The 17823-nt window shown below is 67.9% G+C and carries 14 protein-coding genes; 5 read left to right on the top strand and 9 right to left on the bottom strand.

The genetic code is table 11. The annotated features are described in order from the left end of the window. Positions 1-201: 201 nt before the first annotated feature. The 9 genes from ABZ833_RS33865 to ABZ833_RS33825 form a co-directional block, all read right to left on the bottom strand. Positions 202-1656: a hypothetical protein gene (locus ABZ833_RS33865; protein WP_361054871.1), complete on the bottom strand. Its 1455-nt coding sequence runs from the start codon at positions 1654-1656 to the stop codon at positions 202-204. Further along, a complete protein-coding gene (locus tag ABZ833_RS33860; protein WP_361054868.1) occupies positions 1646-3718 on the bottom strand; it encodes a hypothetical protein in 2073 nt (690 codons plus the stop codon). The genes ABZ833_RS33865 and ABZ833_RS33860 overlap by 11 nt, the downstream gene beginning before the upstream one ends. A 383-nt stretch (positions 3719-4101) precedes the next feature. After that, entirely contained in the window at positions 4102-4800 is a 699-nt protein-coding gene (locus ABZ833_RS33855) for a hypothetical protein (RefSeq protein WP_361054865.1), read from the bottom strand. Beyond that, entirely contained in the window at positions 4797-5468 is a 672-nt protein-coding gene (locus ABZ833_RS33850) for a hypothetical protein (RefSeq protein ID WP_361054862.1), read from the bottom strand. Before ABZ833_RS33850 ends, ABZ833_RS33855 begins: the two co-directional genes overlap by 4 nt. Before the next feature lie 63 nt (positions 5469-5531). Beyond that, positions 5532-6770: an enoyl-CoA hydratase/isomerase family protein gene (locus ABZ833_RS33845; protein WP_361054859.1), complete on the bottom strand. Its 1239-nt coding sequence runs from the start codon at positions 6768-6770 to the stop codon at positions 5532-5534. A gap of 1 nt (position 6771) precedes the next feature. Continuing rightward, the gene (locus ABZ833_RS33840) at positions 6772-7086 is read right to left on the bottom strand and encodes a hypothetical protein (RefSeq protein ID WP_249588443.1); all 315 of its coding nucleotides are present in this window, start codon (positions 7084-7086) and stop codon (positions 6772-6774) included. Positions 7087-7329: 243 nt separating this feature from the next. Beyond that, positions 7330-7884: a hypothetical protein gene (locus tag ABZ833_RS33835; protein WP_361054855.1), complete on the bottom strand. Its 555-nt coding sequence runs from the start codon at positions 7882-7884 to the stop codon at positions 7330-7332. 216 nt (positions 7885-8100) lie between these two features. Continuing rightward, complete coding sequence (locus ABZ833_RS33830; protein ID WP_361054852.1) at positions 8101-9108, bottom strand: hypothetical protein; 1008 nt, start codon at positions 9106-9108, stop codon at positions 8101-8103. Between the two features lie 20 nt (positions 9109-9128). Next, entirely contained in the window at positions 9129-9812 is a 684-nt protein-coding gene (locus tag ABZ833_RS33825; protein WP_361054849.1) for a hypothetical protein, read from the bottom strand. 245 nt (positions 9813-10057) lie between these two features. Between ABZ833_RS33825 and ABZ833_RS33820 the strand changes: the two genes are divergently transcribed. The 5 genes from ABZ833_RS33820 (at position 10058) to ABZ833_RS33800 (ending at position 17818) form a co-directional block, all read left to right on the top strand. Beyond that, positions 10058-11041 (top strand): BtrH N-terminal domain-containing protein, encoded by a 984-nt coding sequence (locus ABZ833_RS33820; protein WP_361054846.1) that lies wholly within the window; start codon positions 10058-10060, stop codon positions 11039-11041. 117 nt (positions 11042-11158) lie between these two features. Beyond that, entirely contained in the window at positions 11159-11800 is a 642-nt protein-coding gene (locus ABZ833_RS33815; protein ID WP_249588439.1) for a hypothetical protein, read from the top strand. Between the two features lie 48 nt (positions 11801-11848). Then, a complete protein-coding gene (locus ABZ833_RS33810; protein ID WP_361054842.1) occupies positions 11849-12331 on the top strand; it encodes a hypothetical protein in 483 nt (160 codons plus the stop codon). Between the two features lie 22 nt (positions 12332-12353). Beyond that, positions 12354-13091 carry a hypothetical protein gene (locus ABZ833_RS33805; RefSeq protein WP_361054839.1) on the top strand — a complete coding sequence of 246 codons (738 nt, stop codon included), beginning with the start codon at positions 12354-12356 and terminating at the stop codon, positions 13089-13091. A 179-nt stretch (positions 13092-13270) separates the two neighbouring features. Continuing rightward, positions 13271-17818 carry a DUF6531 domain-containing protein gene (locus tag ABZ833_RS33800; RefSeq protein WP_361054836.1) on the top strand — a complete coding sequence of 1516 codons (4548 nt, stop codon included), beginning with the start codon at positions 13271-13273 and terminating at the stop codon, positions 17816-17818. Positions 17819-17823 lie beyond the last annotated feature (5 nt).

Below are 17823 nucleotides of genomic sequence, written 5' to 3'. Positions count from 1 at the left end.
CAGCTGATTCCGGCGGACTGTCATCGTGTCGTGACGCGAAGCCGCGCCCAACGGGAGGCCCCGGCGGCCTTCCGGCTGCCGGGGCAGAGGTCACTCATGGCGCGTAACTGGACCAAGGGGGCGCGGAGTTCAGGGCGCGCTCGCTGCGGCCTTGGCGGCCTTGATGCAGGGCAAGCCTCACCCCCGCCTCTGCCCCCGCCCTCACTCCCGTCCCCGCCCCCGCGAGAAGCCCCCCCGCCCCACCCGCGCCGCAAGCCCCTCGCTCTCGCCGTCCGCGTCCCGGAGCAGCGACCCGTACCCCGTGGCCGCCCACACGCTCCGCTCGCCCGGCACCTCGAAGTACGGCACCCTGCGCCCCTCGGGACCCTCGTCCGTGAGCACCTCCGGCGCCCGGCGCGCGCGGACCGCCGCCCCGCACTCCTCGCACGCCGCGACGTGCAGCTGATCGCGCCGCCCCAGGGGGCGCCACCGGATGCGGAGGTCGGCGCGGCCGTGCAGGGGGTTGAAGAAGCAGAGGGGCAGCGGCGATGCCGCGCCGCCCTTCGCGGTCGGCGCGTCCCGGTCCGGCGCGCTCTGGTCCGGCGCGCTCTGGTCCAGTGCGCTCTGGTCCAGTGCGCTCTGGTCCAGTGCGTCCCGGCCCTCCGTCACCAGGGCCAGCACACCCGCCAGGTCCGGCAGCCCGCGCGCCGCATCCAGGACGGTGCCTGCGGCGGCGTATGCGTCAAGTGCCCGTTGCAGGCCGGGAGTTGAGGTGTCCGCGGACCTGGCCGCCTCGCCCAGCGCGAGGACCTCCGCCTCGGTCTGGCGCCGCAGCGCCGCCTCGTCCGCGGTACGCGCCGCCGCGAACACCGCCTGGGGGAAGGCGAAGGGCGAGCCGGTCGCGCTCGGGTAGCGATGAGGGCGGCCGCGCCTCCGACGGCGTACGCCCACGAACGCGAGCAGAGCCCCGGCCGCCAGGGCGAGAGCGACGGCGACCGCGACCGGCAGGAGCCAGGGAGAGCCGCCGTCATCCGCACCGTCGGAGTCCTCGCGAGGGAGGCTGCCGCTGCTGCCGTCACCGTCCCCCAGATGCTCCGTGGCGTCCTCGTACACCTTCGTGCCGTCGCCCTCCGAGATCAGCTCGATCGCCTTCTCCGTCTGATCCGCGAGCCCCGCGTCCTTCATCTCGTCCAAGAAGCCGACCGCGCCCACCGCGTCGCGGGCCTGGTGCTTCTCGCCCGGCCACTCGAAACCGTGCAGATCACCGGTCCACTTGTCGCCGCCCGTCACGAGGACGAGTCCGCGGCGGTCGACGCGATCGACGCGGTCGTGCACGACCTCCGCGAAGGCGTCGGCCTCGCCGTCGTACGCGTCGCCCTGCACGATCGGCACCAAGGCGACCTTGATCGGCAGGCCGGTCTTCTCGATCTGCCGTACGAGCTGCTTCTGGCGGGCGGGAGGCACGGAGTCGGCGTACGCGGCGTCGACGTACACGGGTGACGTGCGCAACGCGTCGGCCACCTTCTCGCCCGGACTCGGCGCTCCGGGCGCTCCGGCCGCCCCGGGCACCTGCGCGGCGGCCGGCGACACCGAAGCGACGAGCGCCGCGAGGACGACACCCGCCGACGCGAGGGCGACGCCCGCCGACGCGAGGGCACGCTTCACGTCACTGGACACCGGCGTACTCCCTTACCTTGCGGATGAGTTGAGAGATTCCGTCACGAGCCGCGGGCAGCGGGCCCGGCGCCTCCTCGTACGGCACGCGCTCACCGCGCCGCGCGCCCGGGAGCGTCAGTCGGAGCGTGTGGGCGAGGCGGGGCTGCACGGCGACAAGGACGCGGCACTGCGCGCACACCGGAATGGTGCGCAGGCGCTGGTCCTCCGCCGCGTACTGGGCGTCGCGCCACCCCGTGGCCGGGCCGTGCAGCGGGTTGAGCGCGCAGCAGGTCTTGTCGGCCCCGACGAGCGCGCCGCGGCCCGCCCGCGCGAGGGCGACGGCGGCCGCGAGGTCGGCGGGTGTGGCGTCGTCGTCGACGTGCCCGTCGGGGTCGCGGTCGGCGAGGAGCGTCGCGGTGTCGAGGCAGTCCCAGACGCGGGTACGGACGGCGGAGGCGAGCGCGCTCTGCTCATCGGCGGCATCGAACTCGCGCGCCAGGGCGTCGAGTTCGTCGCGCGCCGTGCGGCGCAGATAGTCGCGGGAAGGGTCCGGGGGAGCCTCGAAGGACGTGGTGGCGGAAGGAGCCGACGTCGTACGCGGCCGTCGGAGGCCCGGCACCGCGAGGCGCAGGATGCCGAGCAGTGCGGCGACGATCCCGAAGACGAGCCCGGCCGCGACCGCGCCGACCATGAGCCCCGGCCAGAAGTCGCCGGAGAAGAGCGGGGAGAGCTCGTTCTCCTCGACGGGGTCCGGCTCGTCGTCCATGCCGAGCGAGGAGGTCTCGGGCCGGTCGGTGCGCGGCGCCTTGTCGAGGTACGTCATCAGGTCGTCGAGCCGCTCGCCGAGCCGGTGGTCGGTGGAGCGGTCGTCGTCATCGCCGTAGCGGATGGAGTCGGGCAGATCGAAGGCGACGAGATTGGCGTCGATGCGTACGTCGTAGGTGACGACGTCGATGGAGCCGCCAAGGGGATCGGCCACGACGTACACGCCGTGGTCGCCCTTCGCGCCCATCTTCTGCCGCACGGCCTCCACGAAGAGCTCGGGCTCGCCCCCGGACTCGTCCTCGGTGAGCTGCGGCACAAGGGCGAAGAACACCGGCCCACGCCCGAACTCCCTGGCCCGTTCCTCGAGTTCACGCCTCTGAGCGGAGTCGAGTACGTGCGGACTCTCGGGATCGCTGTAGACGGGACCGCCCTTCCGCAGCCCGTCGGCGACACGATCGACGCGGCTCGACAGGTCGGACGCGGTGGGCGGCGGCGCGGCGTCGGCCGTCTCCTGGTCGAAGACGAGGGAGGCGCCGAGGGCGATCGCCCCGGCGACGAGCACGGCCGCCCCGGCCTCGACGCGACGCGCGGTGAGACGACGCGGCGGGCCCGCTGCCTTGGGGGCGGCGCCGACACCCGTCACGCGACGGCGCCACCACCGGCGTACGTACGGACTGAGGCCGATGATCAGGAGCGGTACGCCGCTGAGCGCGATCCCGGTCACGAACGACTGGTTGTCGCGATCGACGGGATCGATGTGCAGCTTCTCCTCCTCCCCGTGGGCGGCGTCCTCCTGGCGGGCGGCTTCCGCGCGTTCGGCGGCCTTCTTGCCGCCCTGCGCGATGACGTCGGTGAACCGCTCGAAGCTGAGCAACGGACCTGCGTCGTACGGAAGTTCATAGAGCGCGACGGTCGAGGCGTCATCGGCGGGCGCCCGCACCCCGAAGGCGGTGGCCTCGGCGACGCCCATGTCGTCGACGAGCACATACAGCCCGTCCCGCCCCAGCCGGTCATGCACGGCCGCGAGCAGCCGGTCACTGCCGACGCCCTGATCGGGCAGTACGAGGACGTAGGTGGGCACCTTGGTCCGCTGGGCCAGCTTCTTGAACTGCGGGGCGGTGGAGCGGGGGATGTCGCGGGGGAGTTGGTCGGTCACGTAGACGGGGTCGGCGCGCAGGAGGTCGGCGAGGGCGGCGGGTTGGGTGGGGGCGTGGGCGGGGGCGTTCGTGTCGTTCCGCTTGCCGTCCTGCGGGGGCTTCGCGGCAGCGGAGGCCGCGCCGAAGCCGAGCAGGAGAAGAGAGCAAAGGGTGGCGAGCAACGCGAGGCGGCGCCGGCCGCGAGGTAGGCGATGGGGACCCTGCGCCCACGCACGATCGGCACTGTTCCCCATCACGCTCACCCGTCCCACCCCGTAACTCATTGGGCGCACTTTACTGTCGCGACGGAGGCGTTTCCATGGGGGTGCTGCTACGGGGCGGTGCAAGGGAACTGGCCGTGCGCGGGCCCTCGACCTCCTCGCCGTCGGGCCCCATGACCATATGGCGCAAGCCTTCGCAGAGACCGCGGTACGGGCTGACGCGGTCCGACGACCGGATCGCGACGGGGAAATCACCGCCTGGCCGTCGGGTGACGAGGGGCGTACCGGCGGCCGAATGTGCGGCGGCGAAGGTCATGACGTGACGGTCATGCGCTGGGCGGTGGTCAAGGGGCCTCCTGGACGTGCGGACTGGCTTCGCCGGCTCCTGTGCCCTCCTCCGACATCGGTTCCGGGAAGCTGACGGTCTGGAGGATCGCCATGATCATGTCGCAGAACTCGCCCCAGTACTCCATGGACGCTGTGTCGAGCGTGAAGACAGCCATGTATGGCCCGGTGGGAAACGGGATGTGGACCTGTATCTGGCCGGTGATGAGCTTGGGCTGCTCGTCGGCCGGAAGGGTTTGGTCCAGATCGAGGGCGAGTTCACGCAGGGTGACACAGGAGACGGCGGGGCCGCATGGCAGGTCGAGCCAGCGCGCGTCGTTGAGCGGATCACGCGCGAGCGTCGCCAGGGTGCCCTGGGCCGCGACATCAGGATCCCTGTGATCGGTCTGGAGGAAGGCGGCCGTCAGCGAGCAGTGTGCGACCCCCGGGCCGTCGAGGCCGAAGATGCCGAGCGCGGAGAAGGCCAGGCCGGCCGTGGCCATCGCTGCCGTGATCTGTGCGTAGTACGGGGCCGCGGATTCCCAGAGGGTGCTGTCCCCGCCGGGATAGAGATCGCGGACGAAGTCGGCCGCAGCCGCGCCGCGTTCCTCCGCTGACGCCTCGACCGGCAGGGCGTGTATCCCCTCCGGCACGACGAAGTTCATCGGTGGGACAGTGCGGGCCAGGCGCTCACCGATCAGTTGGTCAAGATCGCTCATCGGTCTTCGCTCTCCGCGTTCATCCGGTCCACGAGCTTGGCGGCATCGCCGGTCTTCCAGCGTGTCCAGGAGCCGTCCGAGAACCGGATCCTGACGTCGGCGCCGCCTTCGGAGAAGGTCATCCGCTCGGCGCCCTCCACGTTCTCCCTGGGCAGTTCCCACAGCTCCTGAGCCGGTGCCAGGCCGGCCGAAGGCTCGACGCCCAATACGACGAGGCGGCGATCGGTCAGTACGATCTCGGTCCGGTACCCCTTGGGGCGCCGCGCGGGGTCCAGCTGCCAGGGCAGGGTTCGCGCCGCGGTGTCCGGCGCGGCCCAGACGACAGGGAAGTCCTCGACCTCGTTCTCCGGTTCCTGCGGCTTCCCCGCGCTCTGTGGATCGCCGAAGGGGGCGCCGCTCGGGCCGCCCGCGTTCGCGACCATGTTGAGCAGGCGCGGGATGCCGAGCAGGGCCACGTCCAGGGCGCGTACACCTGCCCTGTCGGCCTTCTCCCGTACGGCGAAAGCGGGGCCCGGCGGCCAGCCGGATGCGACCAGTTCGCCTTCGATGTCCCGCCTCTCGGCATCCCGGAAGGAGCGCAGTCCCGCGACCTTGGGGGCGCACCCTGTCGCGAAGGAGACGTTCACGCGCATGAGCAACGTCTCGCCCTGGGGCGGATACCAGTCCACAGCCCTCAAGTCCTCTCAGCTCGCGGCCGCTCCGTGTGGTGTGGCCGCATCGTGTGCCGCCGCTCAGTGCGCTGCCGCGGATTCCTGGAGACGATCACCGGGGCTGGTCATCTCTCCGATGTGGTTCGGGATGGACCAGCCCTTGGGTGCGATCTTGAACGCGGCATCGATCCCGCGCCCCAGATTGCTCATGGAATCGATGTTCTTGAGGCCGGGGATACCTCGGGTGCCGATCCACTGTCCGTTGCGGACGGTCTGCTCGGCGACCAGGCTCATACGGTTCATGAGTCCGCCCTCGGTCGAGATGAAACCCCCGGCCTTGAGGCCGCCCAGACCGATCGTCTTGCCCTTGATGGTCATGCTTGCGGCACCGGCGACGTTGTCCCCCACGCCGATGATGTTGCGGCTGATGGTCGAGACGCCCTTGAAGCCCTTGCCGAGCTGCGCCGCCCGCGCGGCGGCAACACCGCCGTCGGCCACCTTGACCCCCTTCGCGAAGGCGCCGATACCGGGCAGCGACCCCAGGGCATCGAACCCGATGGACACCCAACTCACGTCGGCGCCCGCGGCCTTGGCCACGAGATGCGTCACCAGGGCGAGCCCGCTCGTGATGACCGCGGCGGTGGCGAAGATCGCGCCGATCGGCTCGAAGGGGGCGGTGATGATGGCGAGCATCCCGAGAACACCGCTCAGATCGCTCAACAGGTCGCCGATCAGTTTGATCATGTCGGCGTGATCCTTGATCCACTGACCCGTGGCGTCCCACGCGTCAGCGACCCCCTTGGTGAGCTTGTCCCAGAAGCCGGGCTCGTCCGGGGCGATGTCCCCGGCCTTGTCGAGCTCCTTGCTGATGGCTCCGGCGGCACGGCTGTAGCGGTCCTCCAGGTCGTGGACCTGCTGCGTGACACCGTCGACGTCTCCCGACGCCTTGGCGGACTCCTCGCTGTTGGGCTTCGCCTCTTCGCGGGCCTCCAGCTTCCGCCCGGCCGACTTCTCGAGCCGGTCTGCCTCGTCCTGGAAGTCCTGGAGCTCACCGGCCCACTTGTGCAGCGCCCGGGACGCCTTGTCGAACGACTCGTGGCTCTTGCGGACGAGCGGAGTGACGTCGTGCCCGATGTACTCGGTGAAGGCGAGGGCGGTCTTGCCCTTCCAGGCCCCGCACTCGATCCGCTCCAAGTCGCCTACGGCGGAGCCGAGTTCCGTCGCGAGCCCGCCCAGCTTCTTCGCGAGCTCGCGGGTGTCCGTCACGTCCCCCGGGGTGGGGTCCCAGCCGATGTGCGGGAAGGCAGGGCGCTTCCCCACGTCACTTGCCCTTCTTCTTCGAGTCCGCCTTCGCCGACTTGAGCGACTCGGCAAGCTCCTGGTCCAGCTCGCTGAACTTCTCGCCGATCTTGTCGATCATCTTGACGGCGCCGTGCGTGTGCTTGCCGAGCTGCTTGACGCCGTAGCCCCACTCGTCGGCGAACTCGTGCACGTCCTCGACGAGCTTGCCCGCGCCGACGGCGGAGCCATCGGTGTTGCGCAAGGCGCGGCGCGCGGCATCCATGCGGTCGCTGACCGTGGAGAACGTCTTGCGCAGGTCTTCGAAGATCGTGTCGTCGAGGCGTAGGTCGCTCATACGGTGTTCCGCTTCCCCTCAGCGGTCGCTGCTGCAGGCTTGATCACTGTCAACTCCCGGAGGCGCAAGAGTAGCGGCAAGAGGGTTGACGGTAATCGCCGGGGGTGAATTTTCGCTAGGGCGAAGCTGCGACACCTGGAGGCAAGGGATAGCTGAATGTGAAGAGCGGGTGAAGAGGTTCGACAAGGCCGGGACCTGCGAATTTTACTTCCGCATTACCTTATTGCATTTCTCTTTGCCATGCTATTTGCTTGCATTTACTTCCGGCTTTGCTTTCGATGTCGGGAGGTGTGAAGCCGGCGCCTTTGAGGGCGGCTGCGGTCGAGGATGCCGATATCCGCTGACCGTTCCCCAAACGATGGACACCACGGCGGTCGCCGCACCAAGGGCCACCGAAACCGCCCCGTAGAGGGCCCAGTTGCCGTCGGCGAGGTAGGGCGGGCGTCGGGAGACGTAGTCGTACTGAAGCAAGTTCGCGCCCCCGATCGCGGCGAACAGGGTGCCGAGCAGCGAGGCGACAAGGAAGGGGTTCCTAGCCCGCAGCCAGAGGCCCACCAGCACCCCGACGACCGCGGCGATGGGGAAGGCGCCGCCCATGACCAGCTCATCCTCGTAGGCCGCGAGCTTCCCCCCGGCCCAGGCGGAGGGAATGCCGCCGACGGCGAGAACGGCGAGAACGACACCTCCGCGCCAGATGGCCCCCCAGGGCGTCCGGGCGGGCAGGGTCTCGGAGGTCTCCGTGGCTTCCACGGCCTCGGGGTCGCGAGGTGTCGACCCAGCGGCTTCATTCGTCGTCATGGTGGGGCAGGCTACTGCTGTGGCTCCGAGCGTTTGCTGCGGAGGGGGCCACCTGCCCCTGTGGGTTCTCGACTGTCTCGTCTTCCCGGCGTACGCCCATGAGTTCTCCGGACGCGGTCGAGCCGCGGGAGATCGAGCTGGAGGACCTGCTCGACTTCGCCGCGGCTCGGCTGCGGGCCTAGATGTCTGACGTCTTGTCCGACGCCGTACCTGACGTCAGCGGTTGACGGACTGGACCTCCTCGACGGTGACCGGCTGATCGTTGCCGTACTCGCCGTCCGGAAGGTCACCGCCCGCGCCACCCGTGCCGGTCCAGGTGATGTCCCAGGTGGCGGTGGCCTGGAGGTTGTAGGTGCCGTCGCCGGAGGAGCGCTGGTAGGTGACGCCGCAGGGCGGCTGCTCCTTGGACTTGCCCTTCGCGTACGGCTCACCGATCGAACCGTCGTCGTTGAGCTCGCACTTGCCGGAGGCGGGGATCCGCACGGCGTCCTCGGTACCCGGCTTGATGCTGAGCGCGACGGGCTTCGCGGTCGTCGTCGCCTCGATGTGCAGGCCGGGCGCGTCGAGTGAGGCGGTCACGGACACGGGGCTGAAGTCACCCTTGTCGAGCCAGGCCCAGGTGGGGAGGTTCACCTTGGAGGGGCCGTCGGGGGCGAGGGTGACCTTGGTGCCGGGGACCTTGATCTGGTTGTAGGCGAGCTCGGCGAGGATCTCCGGGCTGATGGCGTTCGGGACGTCAGGGATGTCACCGTTGTCGACCCACATCGGGGGATCGCTGCATTTCGCCTGCTCGGCGACGGTGGCGTCGGGGCTGAACTGGGCGCCCCACCACATCCCTTCCTTTTCCTTGTCGATGTTGTAGTCGTCCTCGCGGTACTTCGCGTTCTGGTCCGACATCTCGTTCAGGGCGTCGCGCGGCGCGTCGGGGTCGTGCCGGGCCCCGTTGTACAGCCGGTCGCGGTACGCCCCGAACTCGCTGGCCTTCCATTCCGGGGCGTACCAGCAGGGAGGCGGAGTCCAGTTGGGGTCGACGGAGGTGACAGTGCCACCGCCCGCGGACGTACCGGAGGACTTGTAGGTGACCTTGGCCTGGGCGGCAACCGTGCGTTCGGGCCCCTTCGAACCCTGGCTGTCGATCTTGACCGGATCCGCCGCCATCGCGGGAGTGCCCGCCAGCAGGATCAGTGAGCCGCAAATGGCCGACACTATGAGTGGCTTACGCATGCCTGTCCCCGTTATCCCCGTTATCCCATGCATTCCTGAGATTCGCCCTCCACCTTGATGAGGTCGGCCCGCCACAGTCCCTTGGTCTTCGTTGAGGCAGTCATTGAGATCTGCCAGGAGGAGTAGTCCTTGATGCTCGGCTTGGTGCGGAGGACCTTCTTGCTCTTGACTTCCTTGCCGAAGAGCTTGTTGTCGTTGGTGCAGAAGGTGACGGCGATGGTTTTCTGCTTCGTGACGGTCTGCACCTTCACATCCGTGTACCGGCGCTCTCCGGTGACGGTATAGCCGGCGTCGATGTGATCCTTGATCTGCTTCTTCGCGTACGACTGGGCCGGGCTGCCGATCTCGGAGTAGAACTTGTACCCGGCATCTCCCGCGTCCTGCTTGACGATTCCGTACTCGATGGCCCGCGCGTAATTCTGCGCGTCGTTCCAAGCCGCTACCTGGTCCGTATCCGACAGGTTGACCTTGTCGAAGGTGAGGTCGACATCGGACGGGAAGTTCATCTCCGGCCGGTCGATCTTCGACGCCGCACTCGCGTCAGGGCTCGGCGACGCACTCTTCTTCGCGCCCCCGCCATCCGCCCCAGCGATCTTGTCCTTGCCCGAGTCCTTGTCGTCCCCACCCCCGCATCCGGTCAGGAGCAGAGCAGTGGCAGCCGTCAGCGAGACGACGGCGACGGGCAGGGTGCGACTGCGGTTCACGTGGGACTCCCGGTGGGGCGACAGTTCTGCAAGCCATCCGAAGGTACTGAAGTGGTCAATGGATTCGCCAGGTTTCACAATGGCAAGTAGTGAATGTCTCGTGAGGTGAATGGCCGTACAAAGTCACCCAGTTCGGTCGCAGCGGGGACGAATGGCCCGCCCGTCACGCATAGCCGGAATCGAAGGCTCCACAGGCGCGAAGGCAGACGAAGTACGTGAAGGGCGAGGGAGCAAGAATGAGCGGCATGGCCAAGGTGAAAGGCATCGATGCCCGCGGTATGCAGCACTGTGAGACGACAGCGCTGGGCGTGCTGCTGCGCCATGAGGGACTCGACTTGTCCGAGCCCATGCTGTTCGGGCTCGGCTCCGGGCTGTCCTTCATCTACTGGGACAGCAAAGCCATGGGCTTTCCCTTCCTGGGAGGCCGGGTCAAGCCGTTCGAGCTCACCAGGGGCCTGGCCGCCGTACTCGGACTTGAGTTGCGGGTCGAGGAGACCGCCTCCCCGCGCAAGGCATGGCAGAACGTGGCCGCACCCATCGACGCCGGACGGCCGGTGGGCCTTCAGCTCGACAGCTACCACCTGGACTACTTCAGCACCAAGGTGCACTTCGGCGGGCACGTCGTGGCCATGTACGGCTACGACGAACAGGACGCTTGCCTGGTGGACACCGCCCCGCAGGGCGGAGCCGTCTCGACCAGCCTCGCCGCCCTCGCCAGGGCCAGGGCCGAGCGCGGCCCCATGACCGCCAGGCACCGCTCCTTCACGATCACGGTGCCCAGCAGCCTGCCGTCACCGCAGGAACGGATCATCCCCGCGATCAAGGCCTGCGCCGACGCCTTCCTGAACCCGCCGATCGCGAACCTGGGCCATCGGGGCATCGAGAAGGCCGCCAAGCAGGTGCCGAAGTGGCTGCAGCGCGGAGACAACCCGCGGGAGGACCTGCCACGGACCGCGGTCCTCATGGAGAAGGCAGGCACGGGCGGCGCGCTGTTCCGCAATCTGTACCGGGACTTCCTCGCCGAGTGCGCCCAGCTGATCGACAGCAGCCGCCTGCGCACCGGCCACGGCCTGTATGCCGAGGCCGCCACCCTCTGGACGCAGGTCGCCGCACTCGTCGCGACAGCAGGCGAATCCGCCGAAGCGAAGCACCTCATCCAAGCCGGCTCGATCCTCCATGAGCTCTCGCGCATCGAACGCGAGGCGATGCAGGCACTCAGCATGCTCTAACGGCCGGGCGGCCGGGCGGCCGGGCGGCCGGGCGTGCGGGCGGCCCTCGCCACAGGACCGGAGTGCCGCCTCGTAGGCTGGCCAACCAGAGCCAACAAAGGGGACGGGGACAACAGCATGGCCCGCTACACCGAAGCGCAGACCATCGCCCGCGGCGGATTCAGCATCAAGGTGCCGGAGACCTGGTGGGAGTTCGACGTCCGCCCGGAGTCACGCGACGCCAGCATCCGCCAGATGATCAACGACCGCGTACGCGAACGCCCCGAGCTGGAGCCGCACCGCAACACCTTCGAGGGTTTCCTGCGCAAGGCGTCCAAGGAGGCCTGGCAGTCCGGCGCCCTGTACTGCGGCTGCATGGCGGAGAGCTTCGGCGGCGACGTGCCGATCACCGGCTCGGTCACGGTCTCCCTGGTCGGCGCCCGCACGTCGAGCGGCGACGTACTGCCGACCGACCCCGCAGCGATCGTGGCCCAGCTCGGCGTACGGGAGGCCAAGCGCGAGGGCGACACGTACCGGAAGGTCACGACGGTGGACATCCCGGGCGTGGGGATGGCGGCCAGGACGTTCGGCATCGAGGACGTCTCGGTCCCCGGCGACGACCGCACGATGCGGGTCGTACTGATGCAGACGTTCATTCCGGTGCCGGGGCAGGAGGGCAAGGTCGCACTGGTGGCGGGGAGCAGCCAGGTCCTGGACCTGGCTGAGTCGTTCTTCGACATCTTCGACGCGGTGACGTCCACCTTCCGCTTCGCGGAGTAGCGGAGTAGCGGAGTAGCGGAGCAGGGGGAAGGGGGAGGGGAGAGGGGCATGGAGATCCGTTTGAATCCTCCGGACGGCATTCCTCCGGTGTCCATCGGAATGCCCTTCGAGGAGGCCGTGAAGGCGGCGGAAGTCTGGGGAGACGTACGGGTGTTGGGGCCGACGCCCCTCGATCCGACGGTCAAGATTCAGGCCGTGAACGACGGGTTCGACGTACTGCTGATCCTCAGGGACCAGAAGACGGTCAACGCGGTGGATGTGTCGGGGCCGGACGGCGACGACGGAGCTGGCCTTCGAGTCCTGTACGGCGGAGCTGACGTATTCCGCACCCCTGCACGTCAGTTGCTCAAAATGTTCGCGGATCTGGGCCATCGGATCGACGACGCCGATCCGGAATCCCCTGTCGTCTTGGATCTCACGATCGCCTTCTCCCGTTGGACATCGCAAGATGTCCCCTTGGACCCGGAAGACGGGCTGCCCCTCTACTTCACGGCGGCCCTGGTCTCGAACGAGAACCCCAATACGCCCTGAGGTCCGGCCACACCGGACCCGCATGAGCGAGAATCCCCGCATGGCGATGGCACGGCACTGGTACGCATCCGCCCCCGTCGTGGACGGACTGCCCCTGCTGGACGAACCGGGCTTCTGGGCCGCTCATCTCGCCGATCTCAGCGAAGGTTTCCCGGCGGAAGCGTTCGGCGTCGACGCCGCGGATGCCGGTGCCGCTCTGGAGCTGCTGCACGACAGGTCGGCCTGGCTGATGTTCACGGTGCCGCTGGCCGACGGCTTTGCGATTCTCGTGCACTACAACAGCGCTGAGGACTTCACGACCACGGACTACTTCCTCACGCATAGGGACTGGCCGGACTCCCGAGCCCTCCTCCTCGCCAGCGACGATCAAGACCGCATCGGCCCCGGCCTGTGCTGGCCGGAACTGGCCGCCCTCCTCACAGCACCAGCAGCAGGAGCCGCCGGAGTCACCGACCCCGACGCCCGGCTGCTGCTCCTCCTGCCCGTACTGGGTGACACGGAGCCTCCGCCCGAGGCCGTGTCCGCGGTCGTCGAAGCGCTGGTCGCCCAGGGCGCCCCGCCCGCCTGCGAGGAGCTGGCCATGCGTTTGTTGGAGGGGCATCCCATGTGGGGTGCTGAGACGTGGACATACGACGACGATGAGCAAAGCTGGATCTGCGACGGAGAACACAGCCCACGGCAAGTCCCGCTCGGGGAGCACCTGCCCGACGTGCAGCGGGCTTCGCTGGAGGCGGTGCTCGCCGGGCGTACGCCGGAATAGGCGTTCGGTGGCGGGTTCAGGTTGGGAGGTGCGTTCGATCCCTCGGACCCGGAGTTCTCTGAGCTGACTTCGAAGCCCGTGACGCCGATGCCGGGTCGCCTTTCCGTACTCCGCACACAGCTAGTAATTTCGCATGTGCGTACGGGTTCTGGCGGGTTGGATGTGACGGGGGAAGCAACATGGGGGGCAATCGTCCGGCGGATTGGCATGTCCTTGACTTGGACAAGGACCCGACGCCCGGGGATCCGGACCGGGTGCGGAACCTGGCGAAGAATCTGCATGACTTCGCCGACGACGTCTCGAAGGTGCTGCGGGACATCAAGGGGATGGCGGGCGAGGACGCGATCCTCACCTGGGCCGGCAAGACGGCTGAATCGTTCACCTCGGAGTTCGAGGATGCGCCGGGCAAGCTGAAGAAGCTCAAGAAGAGCTACGAGATGGCGGGCGATGCCCTGTCCACCTACTGGCCCGAACTGGAGCGCGCCCAGGCCCTCGCCGACAAGGCCCTCGTCAAGGGCCGCGAAGCACAAGGCGACCTGTCCTCCGCCCAGACCCGGCTCACCTCCGCCGACTCGTGGATGGACAAGGCGGGCAAAGAAGCCGACAAGTACAAGGACGACAAGGACTCCGGGAAAGACGTCCCCAAGCCCGACCCCGACAAGGTCAAGGCCGCCACCCGCAACGCCAACTCCGCCGAAAAAGCCCAGACGGCGGCCAAGTCGGATGTGTCCGCCGCGAAGTCCAACCTCGATGCCGCCAAGAAGATGGCCGAGGACGCGCGCAAGATGCGCGAGGACGCGGCGGGCACGGCGAAGAAGAAGCTCGAAGACGCCTCCGACGCGGGTATCCAGAACCGCAAGTGGTGGGAGGAAGTCGGCGACTGGGTCACCGACAACTGGGACACCATCGTCGCCGTCTGCAAAGTCGTCGTCGCCGTACTCGGCATCATCGCCATGATCATCGGCGGGCCCATCCTCGGCGCCATCGTCCTCATCGCCGCCCTCGTCGTCCTCGCCGACACCCTCAACAAATACGCCAACGGCGAAGCATCCCTATGGGACGTCGCCTTCGCCGCCCTGGACTGCATCCCCGGCATGAAGGGCCTCACCTCCCTCCGCGGCCTCGCCAAGGGCATGAAGGGCCTCAAGGCCGGGCTGAAGGGCCTGAACTCGGCTCGTGGCGCCCTCGCCAAGGGGGCCAAGGGTGCCTTCAACCGACTGAAGGGCAAGATCAAGGGCTGCGGCGACCCTGTTGATGCGGCGACGGGGCAGATGTTCCTCGCTCAGACCGATGTGACGCTGCCGGGAACCCTCACCCTCTCCTTCACTCGACGTGCTGCCTCCGACTACCGAACTGGTTTCTGGTTCGGGCCCAGTTGGTCATCGACGATCGACCAGCGTCTCGAGGTCGATGAGGAGGGCATCGTCTTCGTCACCGAAGACGGAATGCTGCTCGCCTATCCGCACCCCGAGGGGCCGAACGCCCCTGTCCTCCCAGAGGCCGGACCGCGATGGGCACTCTCACTCCTGGACGCCGGTGGTTACCGGATCGACGATCCGGTCGCCGGACACAGTCGGCACTTCGCCCCGCCGAGCGAGGGCGTGGCCATCGTGCAGCGCATTTCGGACCGCAATCGCAACACCATCCACTTCGACTACGACGCTGATGGAGTCCCGCTCTCGATCCGGCACTCGGGCGGCTACCACCTCCGGCTCGCCGTACGGGACGAGCGCGTGCAGTCGCTGAGCCTGGCGAACGCAGCCGAGGACGGTGCGGACGTCACCATCAAGCGGTACGGCTACACCGATGGAAATCTCACCTCAGTCATCAACTCCTCCGGATTGCCTCTGCAGTTCACCTACGACGCACAGCTGCGAATCACCGCTTGGGAAGACACCAACCGCCGCCGTTACGCCTATGCGTACGACGAGTTGGACCGCTGCGTCAGCCAACGCGGCGACGACGGTTACGTCACGGGCCACTTTGCCTACGACACAGAGGATCCGGCCTGGCCCGGCTGCCGGATCACTGCGCACACCACCGCAGAAGGTGCGACCACTCGCTTCGTCATCAATGACAAGTGCCAAGTCGTGGCGGAAATAAATGCGTTGGGGCATACAGCGGTCACCGGATTCGACAAGCATCACCACGTCACGTCCTGGACGGATGCTCTGGGGCACACCACTCGGTATGTGAACAACGCCTTCGGCCAGCTCATCGAGGTGACTCGTCCGGATGGTGCCGTCAGCCGATACACCTACAACGACCTCCACCTGCCCACAGCGCTCGAACTGCCGGACGGAACTGCATGGCGGCAGACGTACAACGCGGACGGCAACTGCACATCCGTCACCGACCCGTCAGGGAGCGTCACTCGCAGCACCTTCAACGAGGCCGGACACCTTGTCTCCCTGACGGATGCGCTGGGACACACCACGTCGGTGCGCTGCAACGCCGCCGGCGTACCCGTCGAAGCGTCCGACCCGCTGGGGGCCACTACGAGGTGGGAGCGAAACGCCTTCGGGCATCCTGTCGCGGTCAGGGCGCCAGGGGGACACACCACCCGGCTCGAATGGACGACTGAGGGGCAGCTGTCCCGCCGTACGGCAGCCGACGGCGCGACTGAGACATGGACCTATGACGGTGAGGGCAACCGCACCAGCCACACCGATCAGCTGGGTCAGACGACGCACTTCGAGTACACCCACTTCGATCTGCTCGCGGCACGTACGACGCCCGATGGTGCTCGACACGAGTTCGCCTACGATCCGTCGCTGAGGCTCACGCAGGTCTCCAATGCCGATGGACTGACCTGGACGTACCGATATGACAGCGTGGGAAGGCCGGAGTCCGAGACCGACTTCGACGGCCGCACCCTCACTTACACGCACGATGCCGCCGGTCGCCTGCGGTCGCGTTCGAATGGTGCCGGTGAGACCATCACGTACGAGCGTGACGCCCTGGGGCAGACCGTTCGCAAGGACGCCGCCGGGTCGGTCACCACGTTCACATACGACCTGCTTGGCCATCTCACGCGCGCGGCCGGTCCGAATTCCCAACTGGATCTGCGGCGTGACCATTTCGGTCAGGTCATCGCCGAGACCATCGACGGCCGCACCGTGCTTCATGACTACGATGCGGTCGGGAACCGCATCGGTCGCACCACTCCTTCCGGTGCTGTGAGCGCTTGGACATACGACGCTTCAGGGCGGCCCACCCAGCTCAACGCCTCTGGCCGAACAGTCGACTTCACTCGTGACCGGACCGGGCGTGAGCTCCTCAGGGAGATCGGCGATCAAGTCACTCTCGCCCACACCTTCGACGACCGGGGGCGTCTGTCCACGCAGTCGGTGGTCACGGCCAACGGCCAATCGGTTCAGCGTCGTTCCTATACGTACCGCGCGGACAGCGGACTGATCGGGGTCGACGACCAGCTCTCCGGCGCCCGGAGCTTCGACCTGGACGCGGCCGGCCGAGTCACCGCCGTCCATGCCGAACAGTGGAGCGAGCAGTACGCCTACGACGAGGCGGGCAACCTGACCGAGGGCCGTTGGCCGGACCGGCACCCCGGGGAGGAAGCGACCGGGGCCCGTGTGTACTCCGGAACCCGCCTCAGGCAGGCGGGCAGCATTCGCTACGAGTACGACGCGCAAGGCCGCATCACCCTGCGACAGAAGACCCGTCTGTCCCGCAAGCCGGACACCTGGCGCTACACATGGGACGCCCAGGACCATCTCACTTCTGTGGTCGCCCCGGACGGCACCCGGTGGCGCTACACCTACGACCCTCTCGGCCGCCGCACCGCCAAGCAGCGCCTCGCCCAGGACGGCCCGGCTGTCGTCGAAGAGACGGTCTTCTCTTGGGACGGCACCACCCTATGCGAGCAGACCACCACCACGCCGGGCCTCCCGCACCCCGTCACGTTGACGTGGGACCACGACGGTCTGCATCCCATCGCCCAGACGGAGCGCATCACCGCGGTCGCGAACGCGTCCCAGGAGGAGATCGACAGCCGCTTCTTCGCCATCGTCACCGACCTCGTCGGTGCTCCCAGCGAACTCATAGACGAGCAGGGAGAAGTCGCCTGGCGGAGCCGTACCACGCTCTGGGGCATCACCGCTTGGCCGACGAGCAGCAAGGCGTACACACCCCTTCGCTTCCCGGGCCAGTATTACGACCCGGAGACCGGCCTCCACTACAACCACTACCGGTACTACGACCCCGAGACCGCCCGTTACTTCAGCCCCGACCCCCTGGGGCTCGGACCGGCCCCCAACCACGTCACCTATGTGACCAACCCCCTTCTCTGGGCCGACCCGCTCGGGCTCGCGCCTTGTGATGTGGCCCTGGGGTACAGGCACGGGGGAACCAAACAGTTCGCGGAATCCAGAAAGCTTACCCATTACATGGATCTCGGCCCCGATGAGTGGAGGGGGCCCGTCTTTGACGCGATCAAGGATGGATCGGTGAAACTCCACGTGAACATGAAGGAATTCCCGAGTGACGGCTTCGTCGGAATGGCCAAGAGGGGACTCGGGCATGACGGGCCCAGTTTCCACGCGACAGAAGAAGAGATGGGGATGATAGCCAGATCGGTCAAGCACGGTCGCCGGAGCTGGGACTCGATCAAGTTCTACGACAAGGAGGGCAAGGTGCTCGACGACGTTCCGGAGCCCGACTGGGATAATATGGGTCGAGTGCGGCCATTCATCGAGGATATGGATTGAGTGAC

The organism is Streptomyces sp. NPDC047525 (assembly GCF_040643025.1).
Taxonomy (GTDB): Bacteria; Actinomycetota; Actinomycetes; order Streptomycetales; family Streptomycetaceae; genus Streptomyces; species Streptomyces durmitorensis.
Note: the sequence above shows the minus strand (reverse complement) of the source record. Positions and strands in the feature narration are given on the sequence as shown.

What these genes read in the sequence shown, in the direction of transcription:
- ABZ833_RS33855 (WP_361054865.1), bottom strand. Translation starts at nt 4,800, where the DNA reads ATGAGCGATCTTGACCAACTGATCGGTGAGCGCCTGGCCCGCACTGTC.
- ABZ833_RS33840 (WP_249588443.1), bottom strand. Translation starts at nt 7,086, where the DNA reads ATGAGCGACCTACGCCTCGACGACACGATCTTCGAAGACCTGCGCAAG.
- ABZ833_RS33835 (WP_361054855.1), bottom strand. Translation starts at nt 7,884, where the DNA reads ATGACGACGAATGAAGCCGCTGGGTCGACACCTCGCGACCCCGAGGCC.
- ABZ833_RS33830 (WP_361054852.1), bottom strand. Translation starts at nt 9,108, where the DNA reads ATGCGTAAGCCACTCATAGTGTCGGCCATTTGCGGCTCACTGATCCTG.
- ABZ833_RS33820 (WP_361054846.1), top strand. Translation starts at nt 10,058, where the DNA reads ATGGCCAAGGTGAAAGGCATCGATGCCCGCGGTATGCAGCACTGTGAG.
- ABZ833_RS33815 (WP_249588439.1), top strand. Translation starts at nt 11,159, where the DNA reads ATGGCCCGCTACACCGAAGCGCAGACCATCGCCCGCGGCGGATTCAGC.
- ABZ833_RS33810 (WP_361054842.1), top strand. Translation starts at nt 11,849, where the DNA reads ATGGAGATCCGTTTGAATCCTCCGGACGGCATTCCTCCGGTGTCCATC.
- ABZ833_RS33805 (WP_361054839.1), top strand. Translation starts at nt 12,354, where the DNA reads ATGAGCGAGAATCCCCGCATGGCGATGGCACGGCACTGGTACGCATCC.
- ABZ833_RS33800 (WP_361054836.1), top strand. Translation starts at nt 13,271, where the DNA reads ATGGGGGGCAATCGTCCGGCGGATTGGCATGTCCTTGACTTGGACAAG.